Source organism: Paractinoplanes globisporus DSM 43857 (assembly GCF_000379645.1).
Lineage (GTDB): Bacteria > Actinomycetota > Actinomycetes > Mycobacteriales > Micromonosporaceae > Actinoplanes > Actinoplanes globisporus.
Genome location: NZ_KB903339.1, coordinates 364,218 through 389,405, shown reverse-complemented (window position 1 = coordinate 389,405; position 25,188 = coordinate 364,218). Strand labels below are relative to the sequence as shown.

The 25,188-nt window shown below is 69.9% G+C and carries 21 protein-coding genes and 2 pseudogenes; 11 read left to right on the top strand and 12 right to left on the bottom strand.

Going from position 1 to position 25,188, the window contains the following annotated elements:
- The first annotated feature begins 56 nt into the window (after positions 1-56).
- Positions 57-1,595: an alpha/beta hydrolase gene (locus A3CQ_RS59865; protein ID WP_020517318.1), complete on the top strand. Its 1,539-nt coding sequence runs from the start codon at positions 57-59 to the stop codon at positions 1,593-1,595.
- Here A3CQ_RS59865 and A3CQ_RS0143795 read toward each other — a convergent pair.
- Together A3CQ_RS0143795 and A3CQ_RS56165 are read right to left on the bottom strand one after the other, a co-directional pair.
- Positions 1,592-2,140, bottom strand: a complete 549-nt coding sequence (locus A3CQ_RS0143795) for an OsmC family protein (RefSeq protein WP_020517317.1) — start codon at positions 2,138-2,140, stop codon at positions 1,592-1,594. The genes A3CQ_RS59865 and A3CQ_RS0143795 overlap by 4 nt on opposite strands.
- Positions 2,141-2,164: 24 nt before the next feature.
- Entirely contained in the window at positions 2,165-3,340 is a 1,176-nt protein-coding gene (locus A3CQ_RS56165; protein ID WP_020517316.1) for an NAD(P)/FAD-dependent oxidoreductase, read from the bottom strand.
- A 140-nt stretch (positions 3,341-3,480) separates the two neighbouring features.
- Here A3CQ_RS56165 and A3CQ_RS0143785 point away from each other — a divergent pair, with 140 nt between their 5' ends.
- Positions 3,481-3,921 (top strand): VOC family protein, encoded by a 441-nt coding sequence (locus tag A3CQ_RS0143785; protein ID WP_020517315.1) that lies wholly within the window; start codon positions 3,481-3,483, stop codon positions 3,919-3,921.
- On the opposite strand, the gene A3CQ_RS0143780 is transcribed toward A3CQ_RS0143785, so the two are convergent.
- On the bottom strand, positions 3,914-4,180 hold the full coding sequence (locus tag A3CQ_RS0143780) for a sigma factor-like helix-turn-helix DNA-binding protein (RefSeq protein ID WP_157297036.1): 267 nt from the start codon (positions 4,178-4,180) through the stop codon (positions 3,914-3,916). The genes A3CQ_RS0143785 and A3CQ_RS0143780 overlap by 8 nt on opposite strands.
- 107 nt (positions 4,181-4,287) lie before the next feature.
- Here A3CQ_RS0143780 and A3CQ_RS0143775 point away from each other — a divergent pair, with 107 nt between their 5' ends.
- The 3 genes from A3CQ_RS0143775 (at position 4,288) to A3CQ_RS0143765 (ending at position 6,500) form a co-directional block, all read left to right on the top strand.
- Positions 4,288-5,217, top strand: coding sequence for an NADP-dependent oxidoreductase (locus A3CQ_RS0143775; RefSeq protein WP_020517313.1), 930 nt, complete (start codon positions 4,288-4,290; stop codon positions 5,215-5,217).
- 81 nt (positions 5,218-5,298) lie between these two features.
- On the top strand, positions 5,299-5,760 hold the full coding sequence (locus tag A3CQ_RS0143770; RefSeq protein WP_020517312.1) for a peptidoglycan-binding domain-containing protein: 462 nt from the start codon (positions 5,299-5,301) through the stop codon (positions 5,758-5,760).
- Between the two features lie 74 nt (positions 5,761-5,834).
- The gene (locus A3CQ_RS0143765; RefSeq protein ID WP_026206857.1) at positions 5,835-6,500 is read left to right on the top strand and encodes a tetratricopeptide repeat protein; all 666 of its coding nucleotides are present in this window, start codon (positions 5,835-5,837) and stop codon (positions 6,498-6,500) included.
- A 70-nt stretch (positions 6,501-6,570) separates the two neighbouring features.
- Here A3CQ_RS0143765 and A3CQ_RS0143760 read toward each other — a convergent pair whose 3' ends face one another.
- From A3CQ_RS0143760 to A3CQ_RS0143750, 3 genes are all read right to left on the bottom strand, one after another.
- Entirely contained in the window at positions 6,571-7,182 is a 612-nt protein-coding gene (locus A3CQ_RS0143760; RefSeq protein WP_020517310.1) for a hypothetical protein, read from the bottom strand.
- 12 nt (positions 7,183-7,194) lie between these two features.
- Positions 7,195-7,773, bottom strand: coding sequence for a mycothiol transferase (locus A3CQ_RS0143755; protein ID WP_020517309.1), 579 nt, complete (start codon positions 7,771-7,773; stop codon positions 7,195-7,197).
- 85 nt (positions 7,774-7,858) lie between these two features.
- Positions 7,859-10,750, bottom strand: coding sequence for a beta-glucosidase family protein (locus A3CQ_RS0143750; RefSeq protein ID WP_169516362.1), 2,892 nt, complete (start codon positions 10,748-10,750; stop codon positions 7,859-7,861).
- Between the two features lie 174 nt (positions 10,751-10,924).
- On the opposite strand from A3CQ_RS0143750, the gene A3CQ_RS0143745 reads away from it, so the two are divergent.
- The 3 genes from A3CQ_RS0143745 (at position 10,925) to A3CQ_RS0143735 (ending at position 13,052) form a co-directional block, all read left to right on the top strand.
- Positions 10,925-11,914, top strand: a complete 990-nt coding sequence (locus tag A3CQ_RS0143745; RefSeq protein WP_020517307.1) for an NAD(P)-dependent alcohol dehydrogenase — start codon at positions 10,925-10,927, stop codon at positions 11,912-11,914.
- Positions 11,915-11,989: 75 nt separating this feature from the next.
- On the top strand, positions 11,990-12,598 hold the full coding sequence (locus A3CQ_RS0143740) for a DedA family protein (protein WP_020517306.1): 609 nt from the start codon (positions 11,990-11,992) through the stop codon (positions 12,596-12,598).
- A gap of 28 nt (positions 12,599-12,626) precedes the next feature.
- Positions 12,627-13,052: a GNAT family N-acetyltransferase gene (locus A3CQ_RS0143735; RefSeq protein ID WP_020517305.1), complete on the top strand. Its 426-nt coding sequence runs from the start codon at positions 12,627-12,629 to the stop codon at positions 13,050-13,052.
- Positions 13,053-13,134: 82 nt separating this feature from the next.
- Here the strand turns inward: A3CQ_RS0143735 and A3CQ_RS0143730 are convergent, their stop codons facing one another.
- The 3 genes from A3CQ_RS0143730 to A3CQ_RS56160 form a co-directional block, all read right to left on the bottom strand.
- Positions 13,135-13,665: a hypothetical protein gene (locus A3CQ_RS0143730; RefSeq protein WP_020517304.1), complete on the bottom strand. Its 531-nt coding sequence runs from the start codon at positions 13,663-13,665 to the stop codon at positions 13,135-13,137.
- A gap of 129 nt (positions 13,666-13,794) precedes the next feature.
- Positions 13,795-14,133 (bottom strand): hypothetical protein, encoded by a 339-nt coding sequence (locus A3CQ_RS0143725; protein WP_020517303.1) that lies wholly within the window; start codon positions 14,131-14,133, stop codon positions 13,795-13,797.
- A 43-nt stretch (positions 14,134-14,176) separates the two neighbouring features.
- Positions 14,177-16,513: a hypothetical protein gene (locus tag A3CQ_RS56160; RefSeq protein WP_020517302.1), complete on the bottom strand. Its 2,337-nt coding sequence runs from the start codon at positions 16,511-16,513 to the stop codon at positions 14,177-14,179.
- A gap of 470 nt (positions 16,514-16,983) precedes the next feature.
- On the opposite strand from A3CQ_RS56160, the gene A3CQ_RS0143715 reads away from it, so the two are divergent.
- The 3 genes from A3CQ_RS0143715 (at position 16,984) to A3CQ_RS0143705 (ending at position 22,623) form a co-directional block, all read left to right on the top strand.
- Positions 16,984-17,679 carry an NAD(P)-dependent oxidoreductase gene (locus A3CQ_RS0143715; protein WP_020517301.1) on the top strand — a complete coding sequence of 232 codons (696 nt, stop codon included), beginning with the start codon at positions 16,984-16,986 and terminating at the stop codon, positions 17,677-17,679.
- Positions 17,680-17,858: 179 nt separating this feature from the next.
- Positions 17,859-20,843, top strand: coding sequence for a carbohydrate binding domain-containing protein (locus A3CQ_RS0143710; RefSeq protein WP_020517300.1), 2,985 nt, complete (start codon positions 17,859-17,861; stop codon positions 20,841-20,843).
- A gap of 13 nt (positions 20,844-20,856) precedes the next feature.
- Positions 20,857-22,623 carry a carbohydrate-binding module family 20 domain-containing protein gene (locus A3CQ_RS0143705; protein WP_020517299.1) on the top strand — a complete coding sequence of 589 codons (1,767 nt, stop codon included), beginning with the start codon at positions 20,857-20,859 and terminating at the stop codon, positions 22,621-22,623.
- 435 nt (positions 22,624-23,058) lie between these two features.
- On the opposite strand, the pseudogene A3CQ_RS64295 reads toward A3CQ_RS0143705, so the two are convergent.
- The 3 genes and pseudogenes from A3CQ_RS64295 to A3CQ_RS0143695 form a co-directional block, all read right to left on the bottom strand.
- A pseudogene (locus tag A3CQ_RS64295) lies at positions 23,059-23,298 on the bottom strand (IS630 family transposase); the annotation flags it as partial.
- 58 nt (positions 23,299-23,356) lie between these two features.
- Positions 23,357-23,464: pseudogene (locus tag A3CQ_RS64290) on the bottom strand (helix-turn-helix domain-containing protein); the annotation flags it as partial.
- A 163-nt stretch (positions 23,465-23,627) separates the two neighbouring features.
- Positions 23,628-24,788 (bottom strand): serpin family protein, encoded by a 1,161-nt coding sequence (locus A3CQ_RS0143695; RefSeq protein WP_157297034.1) that lies wholly within the window; start codon positions 24,786-24,788, stop codon positions 23,628-23,630.
- Between the last annotated feature and the right edge of the window lie 400 nt (positions 24,789-25,188).

Sequence of the window (25,188 nt, the reverse complement as noted above, 5' to 3'; positions counted from 1 at the left end):
GTCGGCTGGCCGCCAGGCTGAGCCGATCCCGGCGCCGCCGGGATTACGGTCGGCGCATGATTGTCGGCTTCGGGGACTACGAGCTCGACCTGTCGCAGGTGGAGCTGCGGCGTTCCGGCGTACGCGTGCCGGTCGAGCCGCAGGTCTTCGAGGTGCTGGCCTATCTGGTGAACCACCGCGACCGGGTCGTGCCCAAGACGGAACTGATGGACAACGTCTGGGGCGGCCGGTTCGTCAGCGAGACCGCGGTCACCAGCCGGATCAAGCAGGCCCGGCAGGCGGTCGGCGACAACGGGCGGGCGCAGCTGCTCATCCGGACCGTGCACGGCCACGGCTACCGGTTCGTGGGGGCGGCCCGGGTGCGCGAGCCGGCGCCGGCGCCCGGTCAGGAGTCGGTGCGGTACGCGTCGGCCGATGGGCTGCAGATCGCGTACCAGACCACCGGAAGCGGCGACCGCGACATCGTGCTGGTGTCCGGGTTCATCTCGCACCTGGAGTTCGACTGGGCCGACCCGCGGCACGCCGCCTTCCTCGAGCGGCTGGGCTCGTTCGGCCGGCTCATCCGGTTCGACAAGCGGGGGACCGGCATGTCCGACCGGCCGGTGGATCTCCCGGACATGGAGACCCGGATGCGCGACGTGCTGGCCGTGATGGACGCGGCCGGTTCGGCGCGGGCGGTGCTGTTCGGGTACTCCGAGGGCGGGCCGATGTCGGTCCTGATGGCGGCCATGCACCCGGAGCGGGTCGAGGCGCTGGTGCTCTACGGCTCCTACGCCCGGCGGCTGCGCACGGACGACTATCCCTGGGCGCACGATCCCGAGGAGCGGCGGCAGTACATGGATCGGCTGGCCGCCGAGTGGAGCTGGGAGGCCGACATGCGCACCATGTGCCCGTCGGCCGACGACGCGATGGCGCACTGGTGGGGCCGCCGCGCCCGAGCGGCGGCAACCCCGTCGACCGTACGCGCGCTGCTCGCCATGAACTCGTTGATCGACGTACGCGGGGCGCTCGGTTCGGTGGGGGTGCCGGCACTTGTCATGCATCGCCGCGGCGACCGGGACAGCCACGTCGAGGAGGGCCGGTACCTGGCCGAGCACATCCCCGGCGCGCGGTTCGTGGAGCTGTCCGGCGCGGACCACTTCGTCGCCGTCGACGCCCACCAGATCCTCGACCAGGTGGAGCTGTTCCTCGCCGATCTCGGGCCGGCGCCGGCGCCACCACGGGCCCTCGCCGCGGTGCTGGCCCGCCTCGGACCCGGCACGGTCGCGCCGTCCGCGGGCCGGGTGGCGAGCACCCCCGGCGGGCAAACCATCATCGTGTACGACGGACCGGTCACGGCGATCCGGGAGGCGCTGTCGGTGCTCGCCGGACCGGACGGCGCGAGCACGCGGTTCGGCCTGCAGATCGCCGAGGTGCCGCGGACCGGAGCGGTCATCGACGGGCCGGGTGTCGGCGCTGCCGTCGCGCTCGCCGAGCGGGCCGAACCGGGACAACTGCTCGTGTCGCCGGCCGTGCGCGACCTCGTGGCCGGCTCCGGACTGGCGTTCACGCCGGCCGGTGACAACGCCTACCGGCCGGCGATTCCGGTGCGCTAAACGGCTTTCGCCTCCACGCTGACCCGTACCGGGTTGGTCAGCATGTCGAAGACGGCCGAGCGGGCCCGTGCCTGCTCGACCAGGCCCTGCAACTGTTCCGGCGTGCCTTCGCCGCGGACCGCGAAGCTGATCCGGATGGCGTCGAACCCGTTGCGGACCGTGGGGTCCAGGCCGAGGATGCCGCGCAGGTCGATGTCGCCCTCCACGGTCGAGGTCACTTCGGTCAGACCGATGCCCCGCGCCGCCGCGATATTGGCCAGACCACTGGTCAGGCAGGCCGCCAGCGCGTGCAGGAGGAACTCGACCGGGGTCGGCCCCTGGTCGGAACCGGTGAGGACCGGCGGGTGATCGGCGTCGTAGTGGTGGTCGGCGTCCCGGGTGAACTCCTGCCCGGTGCCGTAGTAGCCGTTGACGGTCGTGCGGTTGTGCGTGCCGTTGACCCAGCGGTTGCTGGCCCGGAACTGGAACTTCGCCAGCTCCGGCTGCCCCTTCACCGCGTCGATCGTGGCGAAGAGCGTCTTGGTGTCGACACCGTTGATGGACATGACGTGCTCCTTTCTCCGACCGCCTCAGGCGGTCACGGTCCATGGCAGCGAGGCGAGGTGGTCCGCCTCGGTGTTCAGCGCTCGGCCCAGCCGCAGTTGCAGCTCGGCGAACTCGGGCAGCGGCGGGTATCGGCTCATCGCGCAAGTGATGTCGAACGTCTCCCGGAGGGCGGCATCGCGAGCGGTTTCATAACCGGACAAATCAACAACATCACCGCACAGGTACGCATCGATGCCGCCGGCCAGGAGCTCGGCGTCGCGGAACGCGTCGGTGATGCCGTGCCCGGTGATCGGATCGCGGTGGCAACCGGCGTCCCCGACCAGCGCCCAGCCGGGGCCGGTCGCCCGGCGGATCTGGTTGGGCAGCCGCACGGCGCCGCGGACCCGGGAGGTGACCCGCCCGGCCCGTGCCCGCGCGGCCAGGGAGGGTGACACCGACGCGAGCAGGCGGAAGAAGGACTCCACCGCGCCGCCGCGCACTCCGGCGACCATCGGGGCCGGGCAGCACACCCACACGCAGGCCTCGCCGCCATGGGTGGGGAAGACACCGGCGAACCCGGTGTGCCCGCTCGCCAACTCCCCGGCGTGGTACTCCAGGCGTGGCCAGGAAGTCCCGCCCACGTACAGGTAGAACGTCGCGTTGTCGGCGGGGTATGACTCCCGTACCGCCGAACCACACAGCACCGCCATCCGCGACCGGACCCCGTCGGCGCCGACGACGATCCTCGCCGGCAGACTCACCTGCTCGCCATCCGTGGAGCGGGCGCGCACGCCCCGCACCCGGCCGTCACCGCCGCGGATCAGCGCATGCGCGGTCAGCCCGGTCCGGAACCTGGCTCCCGCCCCGACCGCCGCCTCGGCCAGGATGCCGTCGAGGATGTGACGGCGCGGAGCGATCAGACCATCGACTCCGGCCCGTGGTCTGACCGTTCGCACCTCCTCGGCGTCCCCGGCCCGGAACAGCACCTCGCGCAGGCAGGGCGCGCCGCTGGCCAGCACCCGGTCGAGCAGACCCCAGCGGGCCAGCTGGACGACGCCACCACGAGCGATGCCGTGCGTGGAGAGCGTGTCGCTCGGGATCCGGGACCGCTCCACCACCGTCACCCGATGGCCGAGCCGGCCCAGCAGCATCGCGGTCGCGGCGCCGGCGGACCGTCCACCGACCACGACCACATCGGCCTCGTCCTCGCTCTCACTCATGAGAACGACACTGCGCGCGCCTCGCCTAGGGTCCTTGGAGACCACGTGGAGCATGTGTTCTCCACGCTTGTCGAGAACTGCCGGCCGGCTCCGTCCCAGGGGTGGGCCACCGCGGCCGTACGACCTGAAGGAGACCCGGCATGACGATCCAGCGGATGGACAACGTGCTCATCGTTGTCGAGGACATCGACGCGGTCATCGCGTTCTTCGTCGAGCTCGGCATGGAGCTGGAGGGCAAGGGCCCGGTCGAGGGGCCGTGGGTCGAGCGGGTGATCGGGATCGACGACGTACGGCAGGATGTCGCGATGTTGCGGACCCCGGACGGCCACGGCCGGATCGAGCTGGCGATGTTCCACACGCCGAAGGCGATCGGCGCCGAGCCGAGGAACGCACCGGCCAACACGCTGGGCATTCGCCGCGTCATGTTCGCGGTGGACGACATCGACGACGTCGTCGCCCGCCTGCGCGCCCACGGCGCCGAACTCGTGGGGGAGATCGCGCAGTACGAGAACATCTACCGGCTCTGCTACCTCCGCGGGCCCGAGGGCATCGTCGTCGGGCTGGCCGAGCAGCTCACCTGAGAGGTCCTTCTGCCCCGGCCCGGTCCGGCCAGCCGATCGCCGCCATCTCGGACAGGTCACGCATCGCCTGGTAGAGCCGGGCCTTCACCGTGCCCGGGGCGATGCCGAGCAGGTGCGCGGCCTCGTCGGTCGTCCGGTGACGGAAGTACGTCGCGACGATGACCTCCCGGTGCTGAGCCGGAAGGCTGCGCAGCATCGATTCCACCGAGGGCCGCTTCGTCCCGCGGTCCCCGATCGCGTCGGCAGGTCCGGTCGGCATCCTTGGCACTCTGGCCAACGCCAAGGTCGAACTCCAGTACGCACCCGCGGCGTAGTCACCCGGTCACCGGGGCAAATGGATTCCGGGGCGCGGTCTATAGTGGACGCGTGCTGGGGGTCATCGCGGCCGCGCTTGGCGGTCCTGAGGTGTTGCAGGTCACTGAACTGCCCGAGCCCCAGGCGGGGTCCGGGCAGGTGGTCGTCCGGGTTCGCGCCGTGTGCGTGCACCCGGCCGACGTCGCCGCCACCACCGGCGAGATCCCTCGCGGGCCGGACAAGCCGCCGTTCCTCCCCGGGTGGGACATCGCCGGCGAGGTTGCCGCGGTCGGCCCCGACACGGCGGATTTCCGGGTGGGCGACCGGGTCGCCGGGATGATCCCGTGGTACCAGACCCGCGGCGCGCCCGGTGGCTATGCCGAGCTCGTGGCCGTCGACGCGGGCTGGCTGGTGCCGCTGCCCGACGAGCTCGACTTCGTGCCCGCGGCCACGGTGCCGCTCAACGCCCAGACCGCTCACCAGGGGCTGGCGCTGGTGTCCAGGGCCATGCTTCCGCCCGGCAGCAGCATTCTGGTCACCGGTGCGAGCGGCGGGGTCGGCGGCTTCGTCACCCAGCTGGCCGCGCAGGGCGGCTATCGCGTCCTGGCCCAGGCCTGCGACGGGGATGAGCAATGGGTGCGTGATCTCGGCGCCCACGAGGTGATCGCCCGCTCCGCCGATCTGGCCGCGGTGGGCCCGGTCGCCGCGGTGTTCGACGCGGTCCCCATCGGCCTGGCCGCGGCCGCCGCCGCTGAGAACAGGGGAGTCGTGGTCGCCACGCGGCCCACCCCGGCCCTCGTTCCGTCCCGCGGTGTGCGCCAGGACATGCAGCTCATCCACCTCGACCGTGAGCTGCTGGCCGACCTGGTGGGGCAGGTGGCGGCCGGACGGCTGCGCACCCGGGTCGCGGCCACCATGCCGCTGACCGAGGCGGCCGACGCCCATCGGCGCGTACTGGCCGGTGGCCTGCGCGGAAAGCTCGTGCTGACGGTCGGGGCGTAAGACGGTCCCCATAGATCAAGGACAGTAACGGCGACAGGAGGCGGGCCGGGCGGTAAGACAGGGCGCAAGGAGGCGATTCGCATGGCCGGCACACTGAGCCCGTGGCCCCAGATCAGCCAGGGCGCCAACGAACACCCGGTAACCACCCTGCAATACCTGCTGCGGGCGCACGGCAAGACGGTGACGGTCGACGGCGACTTCGGGCCGCAGACCGACACCGCGGTCCGCGCCTTCCAGCACGACAAGGCCCTGACGGTCGACGGCATCGTCGGCCCGAAAACCTGGGGCGCGCTGATCATCGAGGTCAAGCAGGGCGCCCAGGGCGACGCCGTGCGCGGCGTGCAGGAGGAGTTCCAGTTCCGCAACCTCTCCGGCGACCCGTCGAAAGGTCTCGCGGTCGACGGCATTTTCGGACCCAAAACCGATGCCGCCGTACGCGGATTCCAGTCCGCGATCCACGCCGACGTCCCGTCGATGTCGGTCGACGGCATCGTCGGCCCGATGACCTGGCAGGCCCTCGTCAGCGGAATGCTGTCCTTCTGAGGACCACCCGGATGCCCACCGCCGATTAGGCTGCGGCTCGAGCGCGTGAGGCGAGGCCGGAGCGGGGGCGGGCGATGAGTGCCGACGATCGGATCGAACGAGTCAAGACGGTCTATGCACAAGCAGTGTTCGGCGGTGATGCCGGCGGCCTGCCCGACGCCGAGCGGGGCCTGGACGCGGTGGAGGCCGACACCGCGCTGGCCCGCGGCCAGATCCTGCACGGCCGGTTCCTGCACGACCGTGCCGGCGGCGGGCCGTCCCCGGTCGAGGACCCGGCCGAGTTGTCGCTGTTCGAGCGAGCGGCCACGTTGTACCGGGCCTTGGGTGACGTGCGCGGCGAGGCCGAGGCCACGTTCTGGATAGGCTGCCTGCACCAGGTCATCCGCCGCGACAACACGATCGCCGTCCCGGAGCTGGAGCGTTCGTTGCGCCTGGCGGCGACGGTCGACGACAAGCCGACCCAGGCCGAGGCGCTGCGCCACCTGGGCATCGCGGCCCACATGGCCGGCCGCCTCGACGAAGCGCGCGACCGGCTGGAGGAGTCGTCCCAGCTGCGCCGCCAGATCGGTGCCCTACCGGGCGTAGCCGCCAACATGGTCGGCCTGGCCTACATAGCCGCCGCCCAGGGCCGCCCCGCCGACGCAAAAGCAACCCTCGACGAGGCCTACGCCATCGCCGAGTCGCACGGAGCCCACGCGATAGAACGGCAGATCGAGCAGGCGAGAACCGAAATCGAATAAGACCGCCGCCATCGTCGCAAGGCGGTCGACAATGACCCGACCGTTGGGAGAAAACGTGCGAGCGCCGAGGTCAGGCTGTCGGGCAGAGGCCGCAGACGCAATTGTTGACTCCCGCGAGCCGTGGCTTTCGCACGGGGCTGGAGCGCCAGGGGCGGCGCCGGGTTGATATGCCGCAACTGGTCAGGAAGGCCCGGTCTTCGGGGAGCAGGCGGCTGTAGTAGTTCAAGCCGAAATGTAGGGACAGGTCGGCTTTCAGCTGGGCTCGCAGCAGGGACGCCTGGCGGATGGCTACGCAGCCGCGGCGTCGTTCCGCGTCGGCCGCCGGCAATTGTGCCAGGTCGGCTGCCAGGGAGCGGGGGACCATGGACTCGACGGGGCAGACAAGGTTGGTGCGGAACGCCACGAAAATGTCTCGGGTGGGGGCTGAGGCGAATATGCCGTCGCCGTCGGTGAAGTACCAATTGACCATCGCGTCGTGGACTTCCACCCTCTCGGGCCCGGTCATCGGCGTTGTGCGTTCCGGTGTCGCGGGGGCGGTGAGTGTCCACAGTTTCTGGTAGGCGTCGAGTTGGCGTTCTATCAGTTTCAGGCGGGCCTGGCGGCGGTAGCTGTGGACCAGCCACAGGCCGACGAAACCCACGAAAAGTGTGGCCGCCGCCTGTGCCCAGCCGACACCTGACATGCGTACCCCCGGTCAGGGCATGTGGTAGTCGCCGGATTTGGCGCGCCAGCCGGGAGGAGGGTCTTCGCCGATGCGGCCGTCGATGGCTTCGCGCAGGAGGTCGGCGTGGCCGGTGTGGCGGCCGTACTCCTCGAGGAGGTCGCAGAGCAGGCGGCGGAGGCTGGCGTGGGTGCCGTCGCCGGCGGCGGCGTGGATCGGCTGGCTCAGGTTGCCGAAGGCCAAGGCGTCGGTCATGCGGGCGCGGGCTCGGTCGACCGCGCTGTCCCACAGGGAGTACAGCGTTTCGGGGGAGTCGTGCGCGGCGGTGCTGAACTCCCACTCGTTGTCGCCCGTCCAGCCCAGGGACTGCCAGGGCTCGCCGATGGGGGCGCCGCGCAGCTTGGTGGTCGAGTAGTAGTCCTCCACCGACGCCAAGTGTTTCAGCAGGCCGCCCAGGGTCAGGGTGGAGACGCCGAGGCGGGCGCTCAGGCCGGCGGCATCGAGGTCGTCGGCCTTGAAGCGGAACGTGGTGCGCAGGCGGTCGAGGGCGCCGATCAGCTGTTCCGCCTCGGTGCCGGCCAGCGGTGGCTCCCACGGGTAATCGTCGGTCATGCGGGTCACGGTAGACCCAGCCTGCGACAAAAACGGCGGATGGCGCCCCGGTCCGACCAGACCGGGGCGCCATCCCAGAGAAGGCTCAGTGGACCACGACAGTGGCGGTCAGGCGGGGATCGCGGGACGAGCCGCCGACCGTGACGATGCGGGCGCCGGTGCCCGGTAGCCAGCGGCCGGCCACCGCGGACCACGACGACAGCTGCTGCCGATCCACGTGGAAGGAGACCTGCGTGGAACGGCCGGGTGCCAGTGACACCCGATCAAAACCCACCAGCTTGCGTACGGCCTGCTGCACCGGCGCGGGCAGATCGGGCGACGGGCCCACGTAGACCTGCGGCACCTCGGAACCGGCGCGCGAGCCCGTGTTCCGCACCGTGAAGGTCACGTCGATCGCGCCGCCCGGGGAGCGGCTCACCCGCAGGCCGGAATAGCCGAAGCTGGTGTACGACAGGCCGTACCCGAACGGGAACAGCGGCGTCACGCCGTGCTTGTCGTACCAGCGGTAACCCTGGTAGATGCCGTTGTCGGCCATGCCGGTCAGTGTGCGGTACGTGGCGTTGGAGCCGGCCAGGTAGACCGACGGGCCGATCACCCCGGGGTACCGCGGGCAGTTCCCGGTGGCCGACGTGTCGGTGCACGCGGGGTCGTACATCGGCGTCTCCGCGGCGCTGGCCGGGAACGTGACCGGCAGCCGGCCCCCGGGATCGACCCGGCCGAGCAGCACGTCGGCGGTGGCGTTGCCGCCCTCCTGGCCGGGGTACCACATCTCGAGGATCCCCGCGACGGACGACGCCCACGGCATGAGCACCGGGTCGCCGGTGTTCAGGACCACCACGGTGTTCGGGTTCGCGGCGGCGACGGCCGTGATCAGGTCGTTCTGGTACCCGGGCAGCAGCAGGCCCGCGGCCTGGTCGGAGCCGCCTCGATCCGATCCCTCGGTGCCCTCGTCGTACGCGAAGAGCACGACCTTGGCGGCCGACGAGGCCGCGGCTACGGCAGCGGCTATGGATCGCGCGGCGTTGTCCGGCGGAACCCAGCGCAACTGGATCTTGGCCGGCTGCGTGCCCGTGACCAGGCGCAGGTCGAGGTGCAGCTTCTGCCCGGCGGCCAGCGCCGCGCTGTAGGTGGCCTGCTGCAGCGCCGGATTCGTCAGGTCGTGCGACCGCGCCGACTCGCCGAGCGCCGCGTACGACGACGCCGGCGCCGCCGGGTAGGCGTTGACGTTGACCCGGCGCTCGGCGGTGGTCAGGCCGTCGATGAACAGCTGCGAGCCGGCCTGGTTCTGCACGAACACCTTGAGCTGCCATCCCGTGCCGCCGGGGTTGGCGGGCGCGGTGAGCGTCCCCGACCAGCGCCACCCGGTCCCAGCCGGCAACCCGGACGCGTCGACGGTGGCGTCGAGCTGATCCGTGCCACCGGCGGCGAGCACCGGCTGCGCGCCCGGGGCCACCGGATCGGTCGTGATCTGCTGGCGCAGCAGGCCGGGCTTCCCGGCGAAGGCCGCGTCCGCGTCGGTGAGTGTCCAGTTCGGGTACCCCTCGGCGGGGTCGGGAGCCGTCAGCGCCGACGATGGCACCAGCGCGCCGTCGAGGTCGTACCCGGGGACGTAGTTGATCTTGGGGCTCGAAGAAGAAAGCGCTTGGTAAGGCGAGGCGGAGCCGTCGTAGGGAATGACGTGGGCACTACCGCCGCCGCCGTAGTACGAGGCCACGGCCGACGGGCCCATCACGACGACCTTGTCCTTGGGGGACAGCGGCAGCACCTGGCGAGAGTTCTTCAGCAGGGTCGCGGACTGCGCGGCCAGGGAGCGGGCCGTGGCCGCGTCGCCGGAACGAAGGGACGCGAGCTGCGGACGAGGCGGCACCCACGGCGCCGGCGTACCGGTGAAATGCGACCCGAAGCGGGTGCCCTCCAGTAGCCCGGCCTTGTTCATCGTGGACAGGATGTGGAACAGGGCGGTGTCGAGGGCCTGCTGCCACCGCGCCGCCGAGATCGCCGGGTAGGCCGGGTAGTCGGCCGTCGCCGCCACCGCCGGCGTGCCGTGCGCGACCGCGTCGGCCAGGGCCGCGTCGGTGAAGTTGCGGGCGCTCGGCTGCTCGATGTCGGTCCCGCGGACCAGATCGGTCATCTTGTGCACGGCGCCCCAGTCGGACTGCACGAAACCGGTGAACGCCAGCTGCTCGCGCAGGATCGTCTGCAGCGTCGTGTCGTTGCCGCAGCCGTACAGATCGTTGATCCGGTTGTAGGAGCACATGATCGAGCCGGCGCCGGCGTCGATGCCGGCCTGGAAGGCGAGCAGCTCGGTCTCGTGCAGCGTCTGGTCGTCGATGGTGACGCTGGTCGAGCCGCGCCCGTTCTCGAAGTCGTTCTCGATGTAGTGCTTGAGCTCGGCGATCAGCCCCTCGCCCTGAGCGCCGCGCACCTGCTCGGCGGCGAGCGCGCCGGCCAGGTACGGGTCCTCGCCGAGGGTCTCGAAGTTGCGGCCGCCGGTCGGGAAGTTCACCGCATTGATCATCGGGCCGAGCCAGACGTCCTGGCCGGTGGCGCGGGCCGCGGCGCCCATCGTGCGGCCGTACGCCAGCGCGTCGCCGGTGTCGAAGGAGGCGGCGAGCCCGGACGGGGCGGGCAGCGCGGTCTCGACGTGACCGAGCCGCACGCCGGCCGGTCCGTCAGTCATCCGCAGCGGCGGTACGCCGATCCGGGGCACGCCCGGGATCCAGCCGGCCTGGCCGACGCAGCCCTCGGGCAGGGTGGTGGCGCAGGTGGTGTCGGACGAGCCGTGCACCATCGCCGTCTTCTCGGCGAGCGTCATCTCCGCGACCAGGGAGATGAGCTCGGGGTCGGTGAGCGTGCCGCTGCCCCAGGCGCCGCCGGGGCGGGAGGAGGCGGGCGCTGCGGCGGAGCCGAGCGCCGGGATCAGGAGCAGGGCCGCGGAGGCCGCGCCGGCACGGCGCAACCATCGGGACGTACGCATGGAAGGACTCCCCGCTGTCGAAGGACGACACGACAGCGCATGGGAAGGGAAAAGCCGCCGGGCTCGGCCGGGAGATCGACGACCCCTTTTGTTGTGCCAAGAAACATATTCCTCGGCGGCGGCCCCGCGCAAGAGGGGCCGACCACTGTGGACGGGAGCTGCCATGATGACGCCGTGAAGGCGATTCGCTACGAGCGGTACGGCACGCCGGACGTGCTCGCGGTGCGCGAGGTCGACAAGCCCGCCCCCGGCGCGGGGGAGGTTCTGGTGCGCGTGCGCGCCGCCGCCGTGAACCCGCTCGACTGCCACCTGGTCGGCGGGGTGCCGCACATCGTGCGTACACAATCGGGATTTTCTCGTCCTAAAGTGACGGGACTCGGCGTGGACCTGGCCGGTGAGGTCGAATCGGTGGGCTCCGCCGTGAGCGCGTTCCGGGCCGGGGACGCCGTGTTCGCGTCGTGCGACCTGCGCGGGGCCGGCGCGTTCGCCGAGTATGCGATCGTCCGCCACGACGGGTCGGTGCTGCTCAAACCGTCGCGGCTCAGCTTCGCGCAGGCGGCCGCGGCGCCGATCGCCGGGTTGAGCGCGATCCAGGCCCTGCGCGACAAGGGCCGGGTGCGAAACGGGCAGCGGGTGCTGATCAACGGCGCGGGCGGCGGCATCGGCACGTTCGCGGTGCAGATCGCCAAGGCGTACGGGGCGGAGGTGACCGCCGTGTGCAGCGGGCGCAACACGGCGATGGTCCGCGAGATCGGCGCCGACCACGTGATCGACTACACCACCACCGACTTCGCCGAGACCAATCTGCGGTACGACGTGCTGGTCGACCTGGCCGGAAGCAGGTCGCTCGCGGAGTACCGCAGCGTGCTGACCCCGCGCGGCGTGCTGGTCGCGGTCGGCGGCCCGATCCGGGGCAACTGGGCCGGCCCGCTCCTCGGCCCGCTGAAGATGATGGTGCTGTCCCGGTTCACCGGCCAGACCCTCGCCCCGATCCTGACCCGCAACCGCCGCGCCGACCTGGTGGAGCTGGCCGGGCTGATGGAGGCGGGCAAGGTCACCCCGGTGATCGGCCGCACCTACACCCTCGAAGAGGTCCCTGAGGCCATCGGGTACATCGGCGCCGGTCACGCCAGCGGAAAGGTGATCATCGACGTGTACGCGTGACGGTCGTCGCGATCGCGTGCTCCCGGGTGGCCGCCGCCCTACGGTGGTTATCAGGCGAAACGGGGAGGTGACGGGATGCTCGGGCTCATCGACCAGTTCGGCTATTTCGGCATCGCCGGCATCGTCTTCATCGAGAGCTTCGGCGTTCCGGCGCCGGGTGAGACCGCCATCATCGCCGGTTCCGCGTACGCCGGGAGCGGTCATTTCAACATCCTGGTGGTCGCGGTCGTCGCCTTCCTGGCCGCCGTGATCGGGGACAGCATCGGCTACGTCATCGGCCGTCGCGGCGGGCGGCCCCTCGTCCATCGCTTCGGGCGATATGTCCGCCTCACGCCGGCGCGCTTCGAAAAGGTCGAGGGCTTCATGTCCCGCCAGGGCCCGAAGATCGTCGTGGTGGCCCGCTTCGTCGAGGGCCTGCGCCAGTTCAACGGGATCGTGGCCGGGGTCACCGGGATGCCGTTCCACCGCTTCCTCGTCTGGAACGCGCTGGGCGCCGCCCTGTGGGTGGGCGTGTGGTCCACCGCCGGATACCTGGCCGGCGACCACATCGAGGCGATCGCCCACGCGGTCAGCCGCTACGTCGTCGTGGCGGCGGTGATCGTGGTGCTGGCGCTGGTCGGGTACGTCTGGCGCCGCCGACGCCGCCGGCGACGGACCACGGCTGCACGATTGGACATTTCCTGACCGTGGGCCGGCCGCGAGAGTTGGGGCGGTGAGTGACTATCGCCTGAGCGAGGACCCGGCCGACCTCGACCTGGACCGCGTCGTGCGCTGGATCAGCGAGGACGCCTACTGGGCCAAGGGCCGCACGCGCGAGGTGATCGAGCGGGCGTTCGCCAACTCGTTCCCGGTGGGCCTCTACGCCCCCGGCGGGCAGCAGGTCGCGGTGGCGCGCATCGTGTCCGACAGCGCGACGTTCGCCTGGCTGTGTGACGTGTACGTCGATCCCGCGCACCGTGGCCGCGGCCTCGGCACCGTCCTCGCCGACTGGGCCGCCGACTGGGCCGGCCGGCAGGACATCAAGCGGGTGGTGCTGAGCACGCTCGACGCGCACGGCGTCTACGCGAAGGCCGGCTTCGTGCCGCTCGCGCATCCCGAGCGCTGGATGGAGATCGACTACCGGCCGCCGATCGGCTAGAGCCGGTTTGACGCCCGCCCGGCCTCGCGACGATGCTCACGGCCGCCGAGATCGCCTCAGCGGCCTGCTCTGAGGCGGGGGATCAGCACGGGCCGGCGAAGAAGGAGACCGTCACCCGGGTCGGCGGCCGACCGTCCCACGCGATGTCGAGCGGCACGCACCGGTGGCCCACCACGTGGAAGCCGCCGATGTACGCCGTGTCCGAGCCGGCACAGCCGTGGAACGTGACCGCCGGCGCGGGCGAGTAGTCCCAGCCCTGCCCGTATTCGAGCCCGGCCACGCTCGCGTACTCGGCCGGAATCGACACCGTCACCACCGCGCCGGCCCGCACCTGGGCGCCGACCTTGTAGTTCCCGGTGGCCGGATCGCCGAAGAGGGCCGGGTCGGCGGTCGCCCACGAGCGGAGGCCGGGCCAGCTGATCGGGCCCACCGCGAGGTCGTCCGAGGCCGGCGAGACGGTCGTGAGGACATGCGCCTCGCCACTCGCGCACTCGATGCTCCGCGCACCGGCGACCGCGGAGACCGTGGTGACGGCGGAAACGGTGGGCGACGGCGAATCGCAGGCGGCAAGGGTCAGCCCTACCCACACGACAGCGAGCCGGCGAACACGCATCGCAGCCCCCAAGCAGCACGACTGGCTCACGCGGCTCGTGCCGCCGAGCGGGAGGAAGACGGCGGCGATCGGCCACGGCTCGGATGGGTCCGGCCGTGGCCGTCGTCGCGCGCGATGTCGCCGAGTGGGTCAACGGCGAATGTAGAGGCGGTTCAAAATGCCGTACTCGTCGGTGGTGGTGATGTAGACGGTGACCGGCAGCCCGGTGCTGATCGCCGTCAGGGCGGTCGCGAGCATGTCCCGCTTCATCGTGTCGTACGCCTGGTACCAGCGGTCGAACGCGCTGCCGCGTTCGCGCAGGTGAATGTAGATGACCCCGTTCTCCGCGGGTCCGCAGTAGTTGACGTTGCAGTCGAACCAGCCGCCCGGCGCCGCCTCGTCGACGGCGGCCTCCCCCTGGAACTGCTGGCCCGGTGCGCCGGTGACCTGCTGTGGATCCGTCAGTGCTTGCTCGCCGGTGACAGTCATGTCCCCTCCTGTCTGTGTGGTCGGTGCGGTATGCGTTGGTGCGTCAGAGGAACAGCCCCCGCCACGGCTGATCCGGTGGCTCGCTGTCGTCGGTCAGCAGCGAGACCGCCGCCGTCGGCGGGCAGGTCATGGTGCGCTGTGCGAGGTTGTTGTCGAAGGGCACGAGCCGCCAGTGGGCGATCGGCCCGTTGACCGTCTCCGCGTTGCTGACGTCCCCGGCGGCCGAGACGCTGGCCAGCACGGCCTCGCCGGGCTTCTCGGATGGGTTCCAGGCGAACGGACCGGCCACGGTCCGGCCGTTCGGTGGGATCGGGCCGGCGTTCTGCTCCGCTGCCGCCGGCTGCCAGCCCGCGGGCCAGACCAAGCCGCCCTGCGGGTCACCCTGGTAGATCCGCACGCGCACGCCGGTGGCCTGCTGTGTGCCGCGGTTACCCACCCGCGCGTACAAATAGTTGGTCTGTCCGGGGATCGGCTGCTGGTGCTCCGTGCCGCCATCGGCGGCCCAGCGGTTCCACACGTCCGGCGAGGCGGCGAAGTCGGGCAAGTACGGAAAATACCCACCGCCTCGTCCATCGTCGATGTACACGTCGACCGCCGGCGGCGCGCCCGGCTGCTGTACCGGCACCGGCGCACCGGGCGGCTGGTACAGCCCTTGCTGCTCGAAGCTCCAGCGGATCACCTTGTGCCAGGCGCCGCCGGCCTGACCCTCGAAGTCGAGGGTCGCCTCGTCGGCGTCCATCATCGCGCTCGCCAGCAGAGCGGGGTTGGTGCTGGTGACGGTCAGCGTGCCGATCGCTCGGACGATCAGGTAAGCCAGGTACCGGCCGGCGAACCGGCGCACGCTGATGTCCGCGTCGTCGCCGCCGGTCACGCGGTACACCCGGAACAGCAATGTCGAGAGGATCTGTTCGCTGCCGTATTGCGTGTCGTGCCGGATACCACCCCAGGCCCAGCCGTCGGTGACCTCCCGGTCGTGTCGGCGGCTGATCGGGGTGAACGGGAACGTCACGTAGCGGTCCGGTGCGAGCGAGTCCGGGTCGTTGAGGATGACGGCGAGGGTGTCGCCCGCGCTGTGGCAGAAGCCGAAGTTGGGCGAGTTGACGTGGTCCCACAGCAGCGCGTGGCCGAACTCGTGCAGCACCACCCGCCAGTCGTCGGCGATGCCGACCGGGAAACCGGAGCGGGCCAGGCCGTTGCGGTATCGGCCCATCCCGTTGCCGGCGGCGTTGCCGTGCGCGGCGGCGTTGACCTGGTTGCCGAAGCCCTGATGATCGGTGGGCACCGGGAAGGTGGTGCCGTCGAAGTACTGCGCGATGGTGAAGCCCATTCCCTGCACCAACCGGTACAGGCGGTCGTAGTTGTGGTAAGCGCAGGCCGCGGAGAAGTCGTCGGTGACGGCGGAGTAGCAGAAGTCGAACGGCGTGGTCGTGGTCGGCGCCGCGACCGTCGGCGCGTCGGTGTCGGCGAGCGCGATGAATTCGCCACGTAGCGCCTGCGTCCCGGCGACCGGCGGGTCGAGCCCGAGCAGCGGCACGCGAGCACGCAGCGGGTCCAGTTCGCCGGCGGGTGTGCCGCCGTCCAAGAGCTTGCCGCTCAGCGATACCGGGTCGGAGAGGAAGACACAGGCGTGCTGCGTCGCGACAAAGGCCCGCAGGTACAGCACGGCCTGCCGGAGCGGCTCGACGAATACCCGCCAATGGACCAGTCCCCACCGTGGCGCGGAATGGTCGAACAGTATTTCCTGAACAATGTAGTGCTGCCCGGGAATGATATCGCGTGGAATTGGCGCCAACGGCAGCACGGGCGGCCCATGGTCGAATTGTTCGCCCCCGGCCGACACCGTCGCCGCGGGGTCGAAGCGCAGCGCGGGATCATATTGATACACCAGTCGGCGGGTGGAGTTGACACGGAATTCGGGATCGGCGGCAGGATCGATGCCCAGAACCGACGCGACCGCGGTGGCGTCATCGACCGCGAACGCCGGGCCGTCCTGGCGTGCCGGCGCGTCGAGCTCGACGCCGAGGTGCAGCGTGCTGCTGGAACTCAGCACCCGCGGCGGCTCGCCGGCCAACCGCACCTCCAGCGCGGCCTGCCAGATGGGCAAACCTTGCAGAGTCTGCTGGTAGGTGACCACCGTCGAGTCCAGGACCGACTTCTCGGTCTCCCGGTGCAGGCCCAGCTCGTCCCCGTCGAGCCCCTCGATGCGCAGGCCGTACAGCGGCGCCACCTCCGCGACGTAGCTGTCGGCCAACTCGGTGACCGAGGGTTCGGTCAGCGACGCCCGTTGCGGCGTATACGGCGATCTGGGGTGGCGCAGCAGCAGAACCCGACCCTCGTCGTCGCGGTCGACCTCGATTTCCGGTGATAATTCGAACGCCATTTATCCATCCTCCTGACAAAGCGTAGGAATGGATCAGCAAACAAGATCCGGGAGAGCCCATTAGGCGGTCCAGAATTTGAGCATCCTCGGGGTCCCCCGGATGCGCAAGGCGCAAATGCCTCCAACAACTGTCGCGATGGTGTCACCCGAATTCGGATCATTCCGCCGGAGGTGCGGTCCGCGGATTGGACCCGGAGATTCCGATCAAGCGGCGGCGAGCAAAATGAGGCACCGTCAACGACGATCCGTCGGGAAGCTCGCCGGGGAAAGGCACCGGCGCTGCTCCGTCGCTGGCGTCATGGGGTCGGTCGGCAGGTTGGTCGGGTTGCTAGGTGCGGGCAGGTTCGTCAGGCACAGCCCAGCCGCCCGGCCGGCGACGGGATGGGTCGTGTCCTGTGGATCACATATATTCTGAGTTCCGTAAGATATATGGTTCGTAGGACTTTGCTGTTCGAGCGCGGGAGTGCGTCATGAGGATCGTTGTTTTCGGGGCCAACGGGCCCACCGGGCGGCTGCTCACCCAGCAGGCGATCGACGGCGGGCACGAGGTCGTCGCGGTCACCCGGCGGCCGGACGACTTTCCGTTGCGGCACGCTCGGCTCGTGGTGAACGGCGCCGACGTGCGCGACCCCGGTGCGGTCGAGAGTGCGGTGGCGGGGGCTGATGCCGTGCTCTCGACGCTGGGCACGCCGTTCACGCGCAAGCCGATCACGCTGTACAGCGAGGGCATCCGGCACATCACCCAGGCGATGGAGCGGCACGGCGTGAAGCGGGTGGTCGCGGTCAGCTCGAGCGCCACCGAGCCGCACCGGCACGCAGACGGCGGGTTCCTGATGAACTGGATCATGCAGCCGCTCGTGGTGGCGACGATCGGCCGGACCACGTACGCGGACATGCGGTTGATGGAGTCGCACCTGCGGGCCGGCGATCTGGAGTGGACCGTCGTGCGGCCGTCGGGGCTCTTCGACGCGCCCGCGATCACCCGCTACGAGCTGCACGAGGACCAGGCGCCCGGCATCTACACGAGCCGGGCCGACCTCGCCGCCGCCCTGCTCGAGCAGGTGACCGACACGCGGTTCGTCCGGCGGAACGTCGCGGTCACCACTACCGAGGGCACCCCCACGATGTGGCAGATGCTGCGCCGGGAGGCGCTCCAGCGCGACTAGAGACGCACGCATCGACGGGCTTCTCCGCACGACTTTGCAACATTCATGGAAACTCTTCCAATCGATGCAAGTCGTTGCTAGCGTCTCGACCAATGTGAACGCGGTATTACGTCCGTGTCATCGGTTTCGTCGCACCCCCGTCCTGCGATCGACGCCCCAGGTCGTTGGAGGAGTCCCCCGTGCCCAAGAAATGGCTCACCGCCGTCCTCGCGGCGCTCGCCGCCATCCCCCTCGTCGTGACGCCGGCGTCGGCGGCGGCCACGAACACCGTCACCGTCTTCTACAAACCGCCGACCGCCTGGAGCACCGTCAACATCCACTACGCGCCGAACGGCGGGTTGTGGACGACGGTGCCGGGCGTGCCGATGGCCGCGGCGACCTGCGCCGGGTGGTACCGCAAGGACCTCGATCTCGGCTCGGCGACCGGGATGCAGACGACGTTCAACAACGGCTCCGGAACCTGGGACAACAACTCGGGGCGCAACTACAGCGTCGGCACCGGCGTCGTGACGATCACGGGCGGGGTGGTGACCTCGGCCGACCCGTGCACCGTCACGACGCCGCCGGCCGGGGACAACACCGCGACCGTGTTCTACGCCCAGGGCAGCCGGAACTGGGCGACGGTCTACCTGCACTACGCGCCGACCGGCGAGGCGTGGACGACCGTGCCCGGCGTGGCGATGAACGAGACCGCCTGCACCGGCTGGGTGAAGAAGACCGTGGAACTGGGCGCGGCGACCTCGTTGCAGGCCACCTTCACCAACGGGTCGGGCGCGTGGGACAACAACAACGGCGCGAACTACCGGCTGAACGCGGGCACCTCCACGGTCCGGGACGGTGTGGTCACCGGTGACGCCACCGACCCGTGCAGCGCGGTGCCGCCCGACACGACCGCGCCGAGCACGCCGGGCGGGCTGACCGCGAGCGTCGACCACGTGACCGTCACGCTGAGCTGGACCGCGTCGACCGATGACCGGGGAGTCACTGGTTACGAGATCACGCGCAGTGGTGGCAGCGGTGGAACCGTGGTGCTGACGAGCGGGTACAACACGTACATCGACGGCAGCCTCGCGCCGCTCACGACGTACGGCTATGTGGTCCGTGCGGTTGATGCGGCCGGGAATCTCTCGGCCGCCGGCAATGCGAAGAGCGTGACCACCGGGGATGCCCCACCGCCGGCGGCCGGCGGCGAGATGCTCGGCGGCGACCCGCGCAAGGAGAGCATCTATTTCGTGCTGACCGCGCGGTTCTACGACGGCGACACGTCGAACGACCGCGGCGGGAGCCAGGACATCTCGTCGGGGAACGCGGCGAATCACGACCCGATGTTCCGCGGGGATTTCAAGGGGCTCATCGACAAGCTCGACTACATCAAGGGTCTCGGATTCTCGGCCATCTGGATCACACCGGTCGTGCTGAACCGCTCGGACTACGACTACCACGGTTACCACGGCTGGGATTTCTACCGCGTCGACACTCGGCTCGAATCGCCCGGCTCGACGTACCAGGATCTGATCGGCAAGGCGCACGCGAAAGGTCTGAAGATCTACCAGGACGTGGTTTACAACCACAGTTCCCGGTGGGGCGCCAACGGATTGTTCGTGCCGAAGGTGTGGGGCGCCAAGGACGGTCAGTGGGACTGGCTGTACAGCACCAAGGCGGACGGGCAGCAGTACGACCCGATGGTGGAGTTCCACGGCACCGACCCGACTCTGACCGCGCAGCAGAATCAGCTCGCACAGGGCCGCCCGTACAACGGCGATCTGTGGAGCACGACCGAACCGGCCGGGAACACCTGCCGGAACTGGGGCACGACGAACGGCACCTACAGCCCGCAGGGATACGCCAACCACAATTGCCAATGGCCGTCACCGACGAGTGGCATGTTCCCGTCGACGCTGTACCACCAGTGCTGGATCGGCAACTGGGAGGGCGAGGACTCGCGATCCTGCTGGCTCGCCGACGACCTCGCCGACCTCAACACCGAGAACCCGGTCGTCCAGAATTATCTGATCGGCGCGTACAACAAGTACATCGACATGGGCGTCGACGGGTTCCGCGTCGACACCGCCGTGCACATTCCGCGGGTCACCTGGAACCGCCGCTTCCTGCCCGCCCTGCAGCAACATCTCGTGCAGAAGTACGGGGCGGGCAAGGCCAAGGACTTCTACGTCTTCGGTGAGGTCGGCGCCTTCGTCAACGACAAGTGGAACCGCGGCTCGGTCAACCATTCGGCGCAGTTCTTCACCTGGAAGGAACGGCGCACCTACTCCGACGACGACGCCACCGCCGCGCTCGAGCAGTACAACTACGAGGAACAGCTCGGCACCGGAAACCAGCCGACGAGCACCAACGCGTTCCTCAACGGCAACGCGTACCACGAACCGGATCACAGCCAGTTCTCCGGCATGAACATCATCGATATGCGGATGCACATGAACTTCTCCGACGCCGGCAACGCGTTCCGGAACGGGAAGGACTCCGACGACTCGGTGAACGACGCGACCTACAACGCGGTCTACGTCGACTCGCACGACTACGGGCCGAACAAGTCGTCGTTCCGCTATACCGGCGGCACCGGCGCGTGGGCCGAGAACATGTCGCTGATGTGGACGTTCCGCGGCATCCCGACGCTCTACTACGGCTCGGAGATCGAGTTCCAGGCCGGCAAGCAGATCGACTGCGGCCCGTCCTGCCCGCTCGCCACCACCGGGCGTGCCTACTACGGCGATCACGTCGACGGTTCCGTGACGGCCTCCGACTACGGAGCGGTGAGCAGCGCGAGCGGTGCCGTGGCGACGACCCTCGCCCAGCCGCTGGTCAAGCACGTGCAGCGGCTCAACCAGATCCGCCGGGCGATCCCGGCCCTGCAGATGGGCCAGTACTCGACCGACGGGGTCAGCGGCGACATCGCCTACAAGCGCCGCTACACCGCGGGCTCCGTCGACAGCTTCGCGCTGGTGACCGTGTCGAGCAGTGCCACGTTCACGAGCATTCCGAACGGTACGTACACCGACGCCGTATCCGGTGACGTCGAGACCGTCACCAACGGCACCCTGACCGCCACGGTCAACGCCAAGGGCGACCTGCGGGTCTACGTGCTCGCGCTGCCCGGCAATCCCTCTCCCGGAAAGGTAGGAGCCGATGGCCCGTACCTTCGCTGAAAGGAGGCAAGGAATGAGATCACGCCGCTGGGCGATCCCCGGCGTTCTGCTCCTGCTCACCGCGGTGGCCACGGTCGCCATCGGCCGGCCGCACCAGGCCGACGCCAAGGTCGACGCGAACCCCGGGCCGCGCGACGTCATCGTCCACCTCTTCGAATGGCCGTGGGCGTCGATCGCCTCCGAGTGCACGAACGTGCTGGGGCCCAAGGGCTTTGGCGCGGTGCAGGTGTCGCCGCCGCAGGAGCATGTGGTGCTCTCCGGCTCCGGATACCCGTGGTGGCAGGACTACCAGCCGGTCAGCTACCAGCTGGTGTCGCGGCGCGGCAACCGGGCCGCCTTCGCGAGCATGGTGAGCACCTGCCACGCGGCCGGCGTGAAGATCTACGTCGACGCGGTCATCAACCACATGGCCGGCGGCGCGTCGACCGGCACCGGCAGCGCGGGGTCCAGCTACAGCCACTACGCATACCCCGCCGTCGCGTACGGGAACAACGACTTCCACCACTGCGGGCGCAACGGCAACGACGACATCGTGAACTGGGCCGACCGGTGGGAGGTGCAGAACTGCGAGCTGGTCGACCTGTCCGACCTGGCGACGGAGTCGTCGTACGTGCGCGGGAAGATCGACGGGTACCTGAACGACCTGATCTCGCTCGGGGTCGACGGGTTCCGGGTCGACGCGGCCAAGCACGTGCCGGTGGCCGACCTGCAGGCGATCTACGGGCAGCTGAGCGGCTCGCCGTACATCTTCCAGGAGACGATCGAGGGCGGCGCCGGCGAGATCAGCCCGACCGAGTACACCGGGATCGGCGACGTCACCGAGTTCCGGTACGGCGACGTGGTCGGCAACGCGTTCCGCGACGCGAACCTGTCGGGGCTGCAGAACCTGCCCGGCCAGATGCTGGTCGGAAGCGGGGACGCGGTCGCGTTCATCGACAACCACGACACGCAGCGCAACGGGCGGGCGAAGCTGACCTACAAGGACGGCACGAACTACGCGCTGGCCGAGGCGTTCATGCTGGCCTACCCGTACGGCACGCCGTCGGTGATGTCGAGCTTCACGTTCAGCAACGCGGACGCCGGGCCGCCGGCCGCCTCGAACGGGACGACCTCGGCGGTGAACTGCTCGTCCGGCTGGGCGTGCGAGCACCGGTGGCGGACGACGGCGAACATGGTCACGTTCCACAACGCCGCCGCCGGGACGGCCCTCACGAACTGGTGGTCGAACGGCGGGGACCAAATTGCGTTCGGGCGCGGCTCCGCCGCGTACGCCGTCTTCAATCGGGATGGCGGAACGCTGAGCCGGACCTTCACGACCAGCCTGCCCGCGGGAACCTATTGCGATGTCGCCAACGGCGACGTCAGCGGCGGCACCTGCACCGGACCGACCTACACGGTGAGCTCGTCCGGCACGTTCACGGCGTCGATCCCGGCGAACTCGATGCTGGCGCTGCACGTGAACGCCCGCACCTCCGGCTCGACCTCGTGCGCCACGGTCGCGGTGACGTTCGCGGTCAACGCGACGACGGTGTGGGGCGAGAACATCTACGTGCTGGGCAACCGGGCCGAGCTGAGCAACTGGAACACCAGCGGCGGCGTGGCCCTGTCCTCGGCGACCTACCCGGTGTGGCAGGGCACGGTCAGCCTGCCCGCCAACACCACGGTCGAGTACAAGTACGTCAAGAAGAACGGCTCGGCGGTCACCTGGGAGGCGGGCGCGAATCGGACGCTGAACACCGGCACGGCCTGCACGAAATCGGTCAGCGACACCTGGCACTAGCTCTGCACACGGCGCCAGAAAGGGGCGTCCGACCATCGGCGTTCCATACCGTAATACCCGCCTTGGTGGCGCAGGTATGACTGCCAGACCATGGCGATGCGGGCCCCGTAGGCAGCGATGGCGCCCTGGTCACCGGTGAGTGCGCGGCCGGCCGTGCGTCAGGCACCGGTGACCAGGGCGTTGAACGGGCCCGGCGAGGAGAGCGGGTCGGGAACGCCATTCCGATCTGACCCCGCCGGGCACGGTCACCACGAGCCGGCTGCGGACGACCACGACATCGCGGTGATGGAGGAGGTCGTGAAGATCATGCAGGAGGTGGTCGCGCACCCGCGGACGCCCGGGAAGCGTTCCGCACCGCGGCCGTGGGCGGCACAGTTCCGGGCTTCCCGGCGGCCGGCGACTAGTGCCCTGACCACGAAGGTTCGCGGTGTTGGGTCAGGCTGCCCGGGTGGTGGGTTGGCCCCAGCGGTGTTGTCGTTCGCTGCGGACTCGTGCGCGTTCGCGGCATTGGGCGGCCAGGTCGTCGGGGTGGCGTGCGTTGGCGTGGCGCGAGCGAAGGTATCGGTGCAGGTGGCGAGGCAACGCGATGTGGTTCGGGTGGTTCGAGCGGGCGATGACGAAGGTGCGTAGCGGCGCGAACTGGGCCTCGATCGGGTTGGCCCACGAGGCGTAGGTCAGGACTGATCTGGCGGGGACGGCCACCCGTCCACTGAGGGTCCAGGCTGGCCATCCCCATCTCGTTGAACCGGTGAATGACCTGCCGGATCGTGTCCTCGTCTGCCTGCACCAACCGCGCGATCGCCGGCACGGTATTGCCGCCGGCCGAGGCGAGCACGACCATCGCCCGCCGCAATCGGATCGGTGAACCGGTGACCTTCCTGGTCACTCAACCGCCGCACACGTACGGGATCTGCCACCACCACAGCCTGAATCGCCATCACGCCGCCCAGCCATCAGGCCAGACGGCGTATCACCTAACACCGCGAACGTTCGTGGCCAGGGCACTAGGACGGGTCGGTCACGGCCCCCAGGAACAGAATCGCTCCGGTCCGCTGATCGGAGATGGTGAAGGCGAACGGGCGGTCCACCAGGAAGGACGTCCCGCCCACCCGGCCCGCGGTGGCCATCACGCCACCGGTGACCGCCGCGGCCTCGGTGCCCTTCTCGTCGACCTTGATGTACGTCTTGTGCACCACCGTGGCCAGCGAAGGGTTGGCCTTGGACATGCTGGTGAAGCCGCTCGTGGGCAGGCCGAGCGCGGTGAGCGCGTCCATCAGCTCGCCCGACCAGCGCAGCTCGAAGCGGGGCAGCGCGACCTCGTCGATCGGCTGCTCGCTGAGCTTGCCGACGGCGGCGCGCCAGCCGGCGGCGTCGAGGCCCTTCAGCATGCCGGGGAGCGTGTTGCCCTCGTCGGGCAGGAGGATCTCCACGCCGTAGCGGCCGTGCTCGCCGTAGGGCAGGCGGAGCATGCGGTAACCGTCGAGCTGGGCGTAGCCGAGGGTCTTCTCGCTCAGATGCATCGTCGGCACGTTCCCGGAAGCGCCGGCGAACGGCTCCGGCCGGGTCATGCCGTCGTCGAACGTGGTCTTCCACTTGCCGAGGAAATAGACGGCGTTGAGCAGGACGAGCGTCGCCGACGGGTCGGGCAGCCCGAGATCACCGGCGATCTTGTCGATGCGGCCGCCGGTGTTCTTCGACGCCCACTGGTCGACCGTCTTCACGATGCCCGGGTCGCCGAGTCCGGCCTGGTCGACCGTCGCGCCGAAGGTACGGCGTACGAAATCCTCGTAGTCTTTTTCCAGAGGCGCGCCCGGATCGGCCCACAGCGCGTCGGCGATCGACAGTTTCACCTCGTCGGTGTCGGCCAGGGAACGCAGCAGCGCGCCGACCCGGACGTCGCGGCGCTCGTCGAGGTGCAGCACCTTGGCCATCCGGGTCGCGGTGTCGCGGTCGGCGCCGGCCAGCACCATCGCGAGCAGCACGGAGACGGACAGCGGCGAGGTGATCGTGTTCTGCTTGCCGTCCGCCACCTCGTGGAAGAGATCGAACCCGAACGCGTTCACCGACTGCGCCACGACCTGCGCGTCGCCCGGCTTCAGCTCGCTGACCAGCTTGGCGTCGATCCGGTCGGCGTCGCCGGGGATCTGGCCACCGCATCCGCCCACGAGCAACACGCCTACGGCGACAAAGACCCCGATTGCCGTACGCCTCCGTGAAGTGTCCACGAGCCTTTCGACGCGGCCCGTCCCCGGCCGGTTCCCGCACCCACAACGATCGCGGCCCGGGTCGTCGCCCGGCAGCATCTGGTACGTGACGGTGATGCCGGCCGCGCGCATCCAGGTTGCGACGCGCTCCGTTCGAATGCCCGACCGGAAGCCCGCCCGTCGAAAACGTAGTCAGGGTTGTCCGTATCGTCGGGGCCAAGGTTGAATCCCGTCGACGTGAGGACATCCAGAAGGGCATCCGGATCGCTGCCGTCTCGCCATGACGCAGGATTCCATCGCGAGACCTGGGCCGGTGATCTCGAACCACTCGTTGTCGTCCACGCCGACCATCAATCCGTGG

Excerpts from the sequence above, each read along its gene's own strand:
- A3CQ_RS0143705 (WP_020517299.1), top strand. The coding sequence starts at position 20,857 with ATGAGATCACGCCGCTGGGCGATCCCCGGCGTTCTGCTCCTGCTCACC.
- A3CQ_RS0143740 (WP_020517306.1), top strand. The coding sequence starts at position 11,990 with ATGCTCGGGCTCATCGACCAGTTCGGCTATTTCGGCATCGCCGGCATC.
- A3CQ_RS0143765 (WP_026206857.1), top strand. The coding sequence starts at position 5,835 with ATGAGTGCCGACGATCGGATCGAACGAGTCAAGACGGTCTATGCACAA.
- A3CQ_RS0143715 (WP_020517301.1), top strand. The coding sequence starts at position 16,984 with ATGAGGATCGTTGTTTTCGGGGCCAACGGGCCCACCGGGCGGCTGCTC.
- A3CQ_RS0143760 (WP_020517310.1), bottom strand. The coding sequence starts at position 7,182 with ATGTCAGGTGTCGGCTGGGCACAGGCGGCGGCCACACTTTTCGTGGGT.
- A3CQ_RS59865 (WP_020517318.1), top strand. The coding sequence starts at position 57 with ATGATTGTCGGCTTCGGGGACTACGAGCTCGACCTGTCGCAGGTGGAG.
- A3CQ_RS0143755 (WP_020517309.1), bottom strand. The coding sequence starts at position 7,773 with ATGACCGACGATTACCCGTGGGAGCCACCGCTGGCCGGCACCGAGGCG.
- A3CQ_RS56160 (WP_020517302.1), bottom strand. The coding sequence starts at position 16,513 with ATGGCGTTCGAATTATCACCGGAAATCGAGGTCGACCGCGACGACGAG.
- A3CQ_RS0143725 (WP_020517303.1), bottom strand. The coding sequence starts at position 14,133 with ATGACTGTCACCGGCGAGCAAGCACTGACGGATCCACAGCAGGTCACC.
- A3CQ_RS0143770 (WP_020517312.1), top strand. The coding sequence starts at position 5,299 with ATGGCCGGCACACTGAGCCCGTGGCCCCAGATCAGCCAGGGCGCCAAC.
- A3CQ_RS0143795 (WP_020517317.1), bottom strand. The coding sequence starts at position 2,140 with ATGTCCATCAACGGTGTCGACACCAAGACGCTCTTCGCCACGATCGAC.
- A3CQ_RS0143785 (WP_020517315.1), top strand. The coding sequence starts at position 3,481 with ATGACGATCCAGCGGATGGACAACGTGCTCATCGTTGTCGAGGACATC.
- A3CQ_RS56165 (WP_020517316.1), bottom strand. The coding sequence starts at position 3,340 with ATGAGTGAGAGCGAGGACGAGGCCGATGTGGTCGTGGTCGGTGGACGG.
- A3CQ_RS0143780 (WP_157297036.1), bottom strand. The coding sequence starts at position 4,180 with ATGCCGACCGGACCTGCCGACGCGATCGGGGACCGCGGGACGAAGCGG.
- A3CQ_RS0143730 (WP_020517304.1), bottom strand. The coding sequence starts at position 13,665 with ATGCGTGTTCGCCGGCTCGCTGTCGTGTGGGTAGGGCTGACCCTTGCC.
- A3CQ_RS0143750 (WP_169516362.1), bottom strand. The coding sequence starts at position 10,750 with ATGCGTACGTCCCGATGGTTGCGCCGTGCCGGCGCGGCCTCCGCGGCC.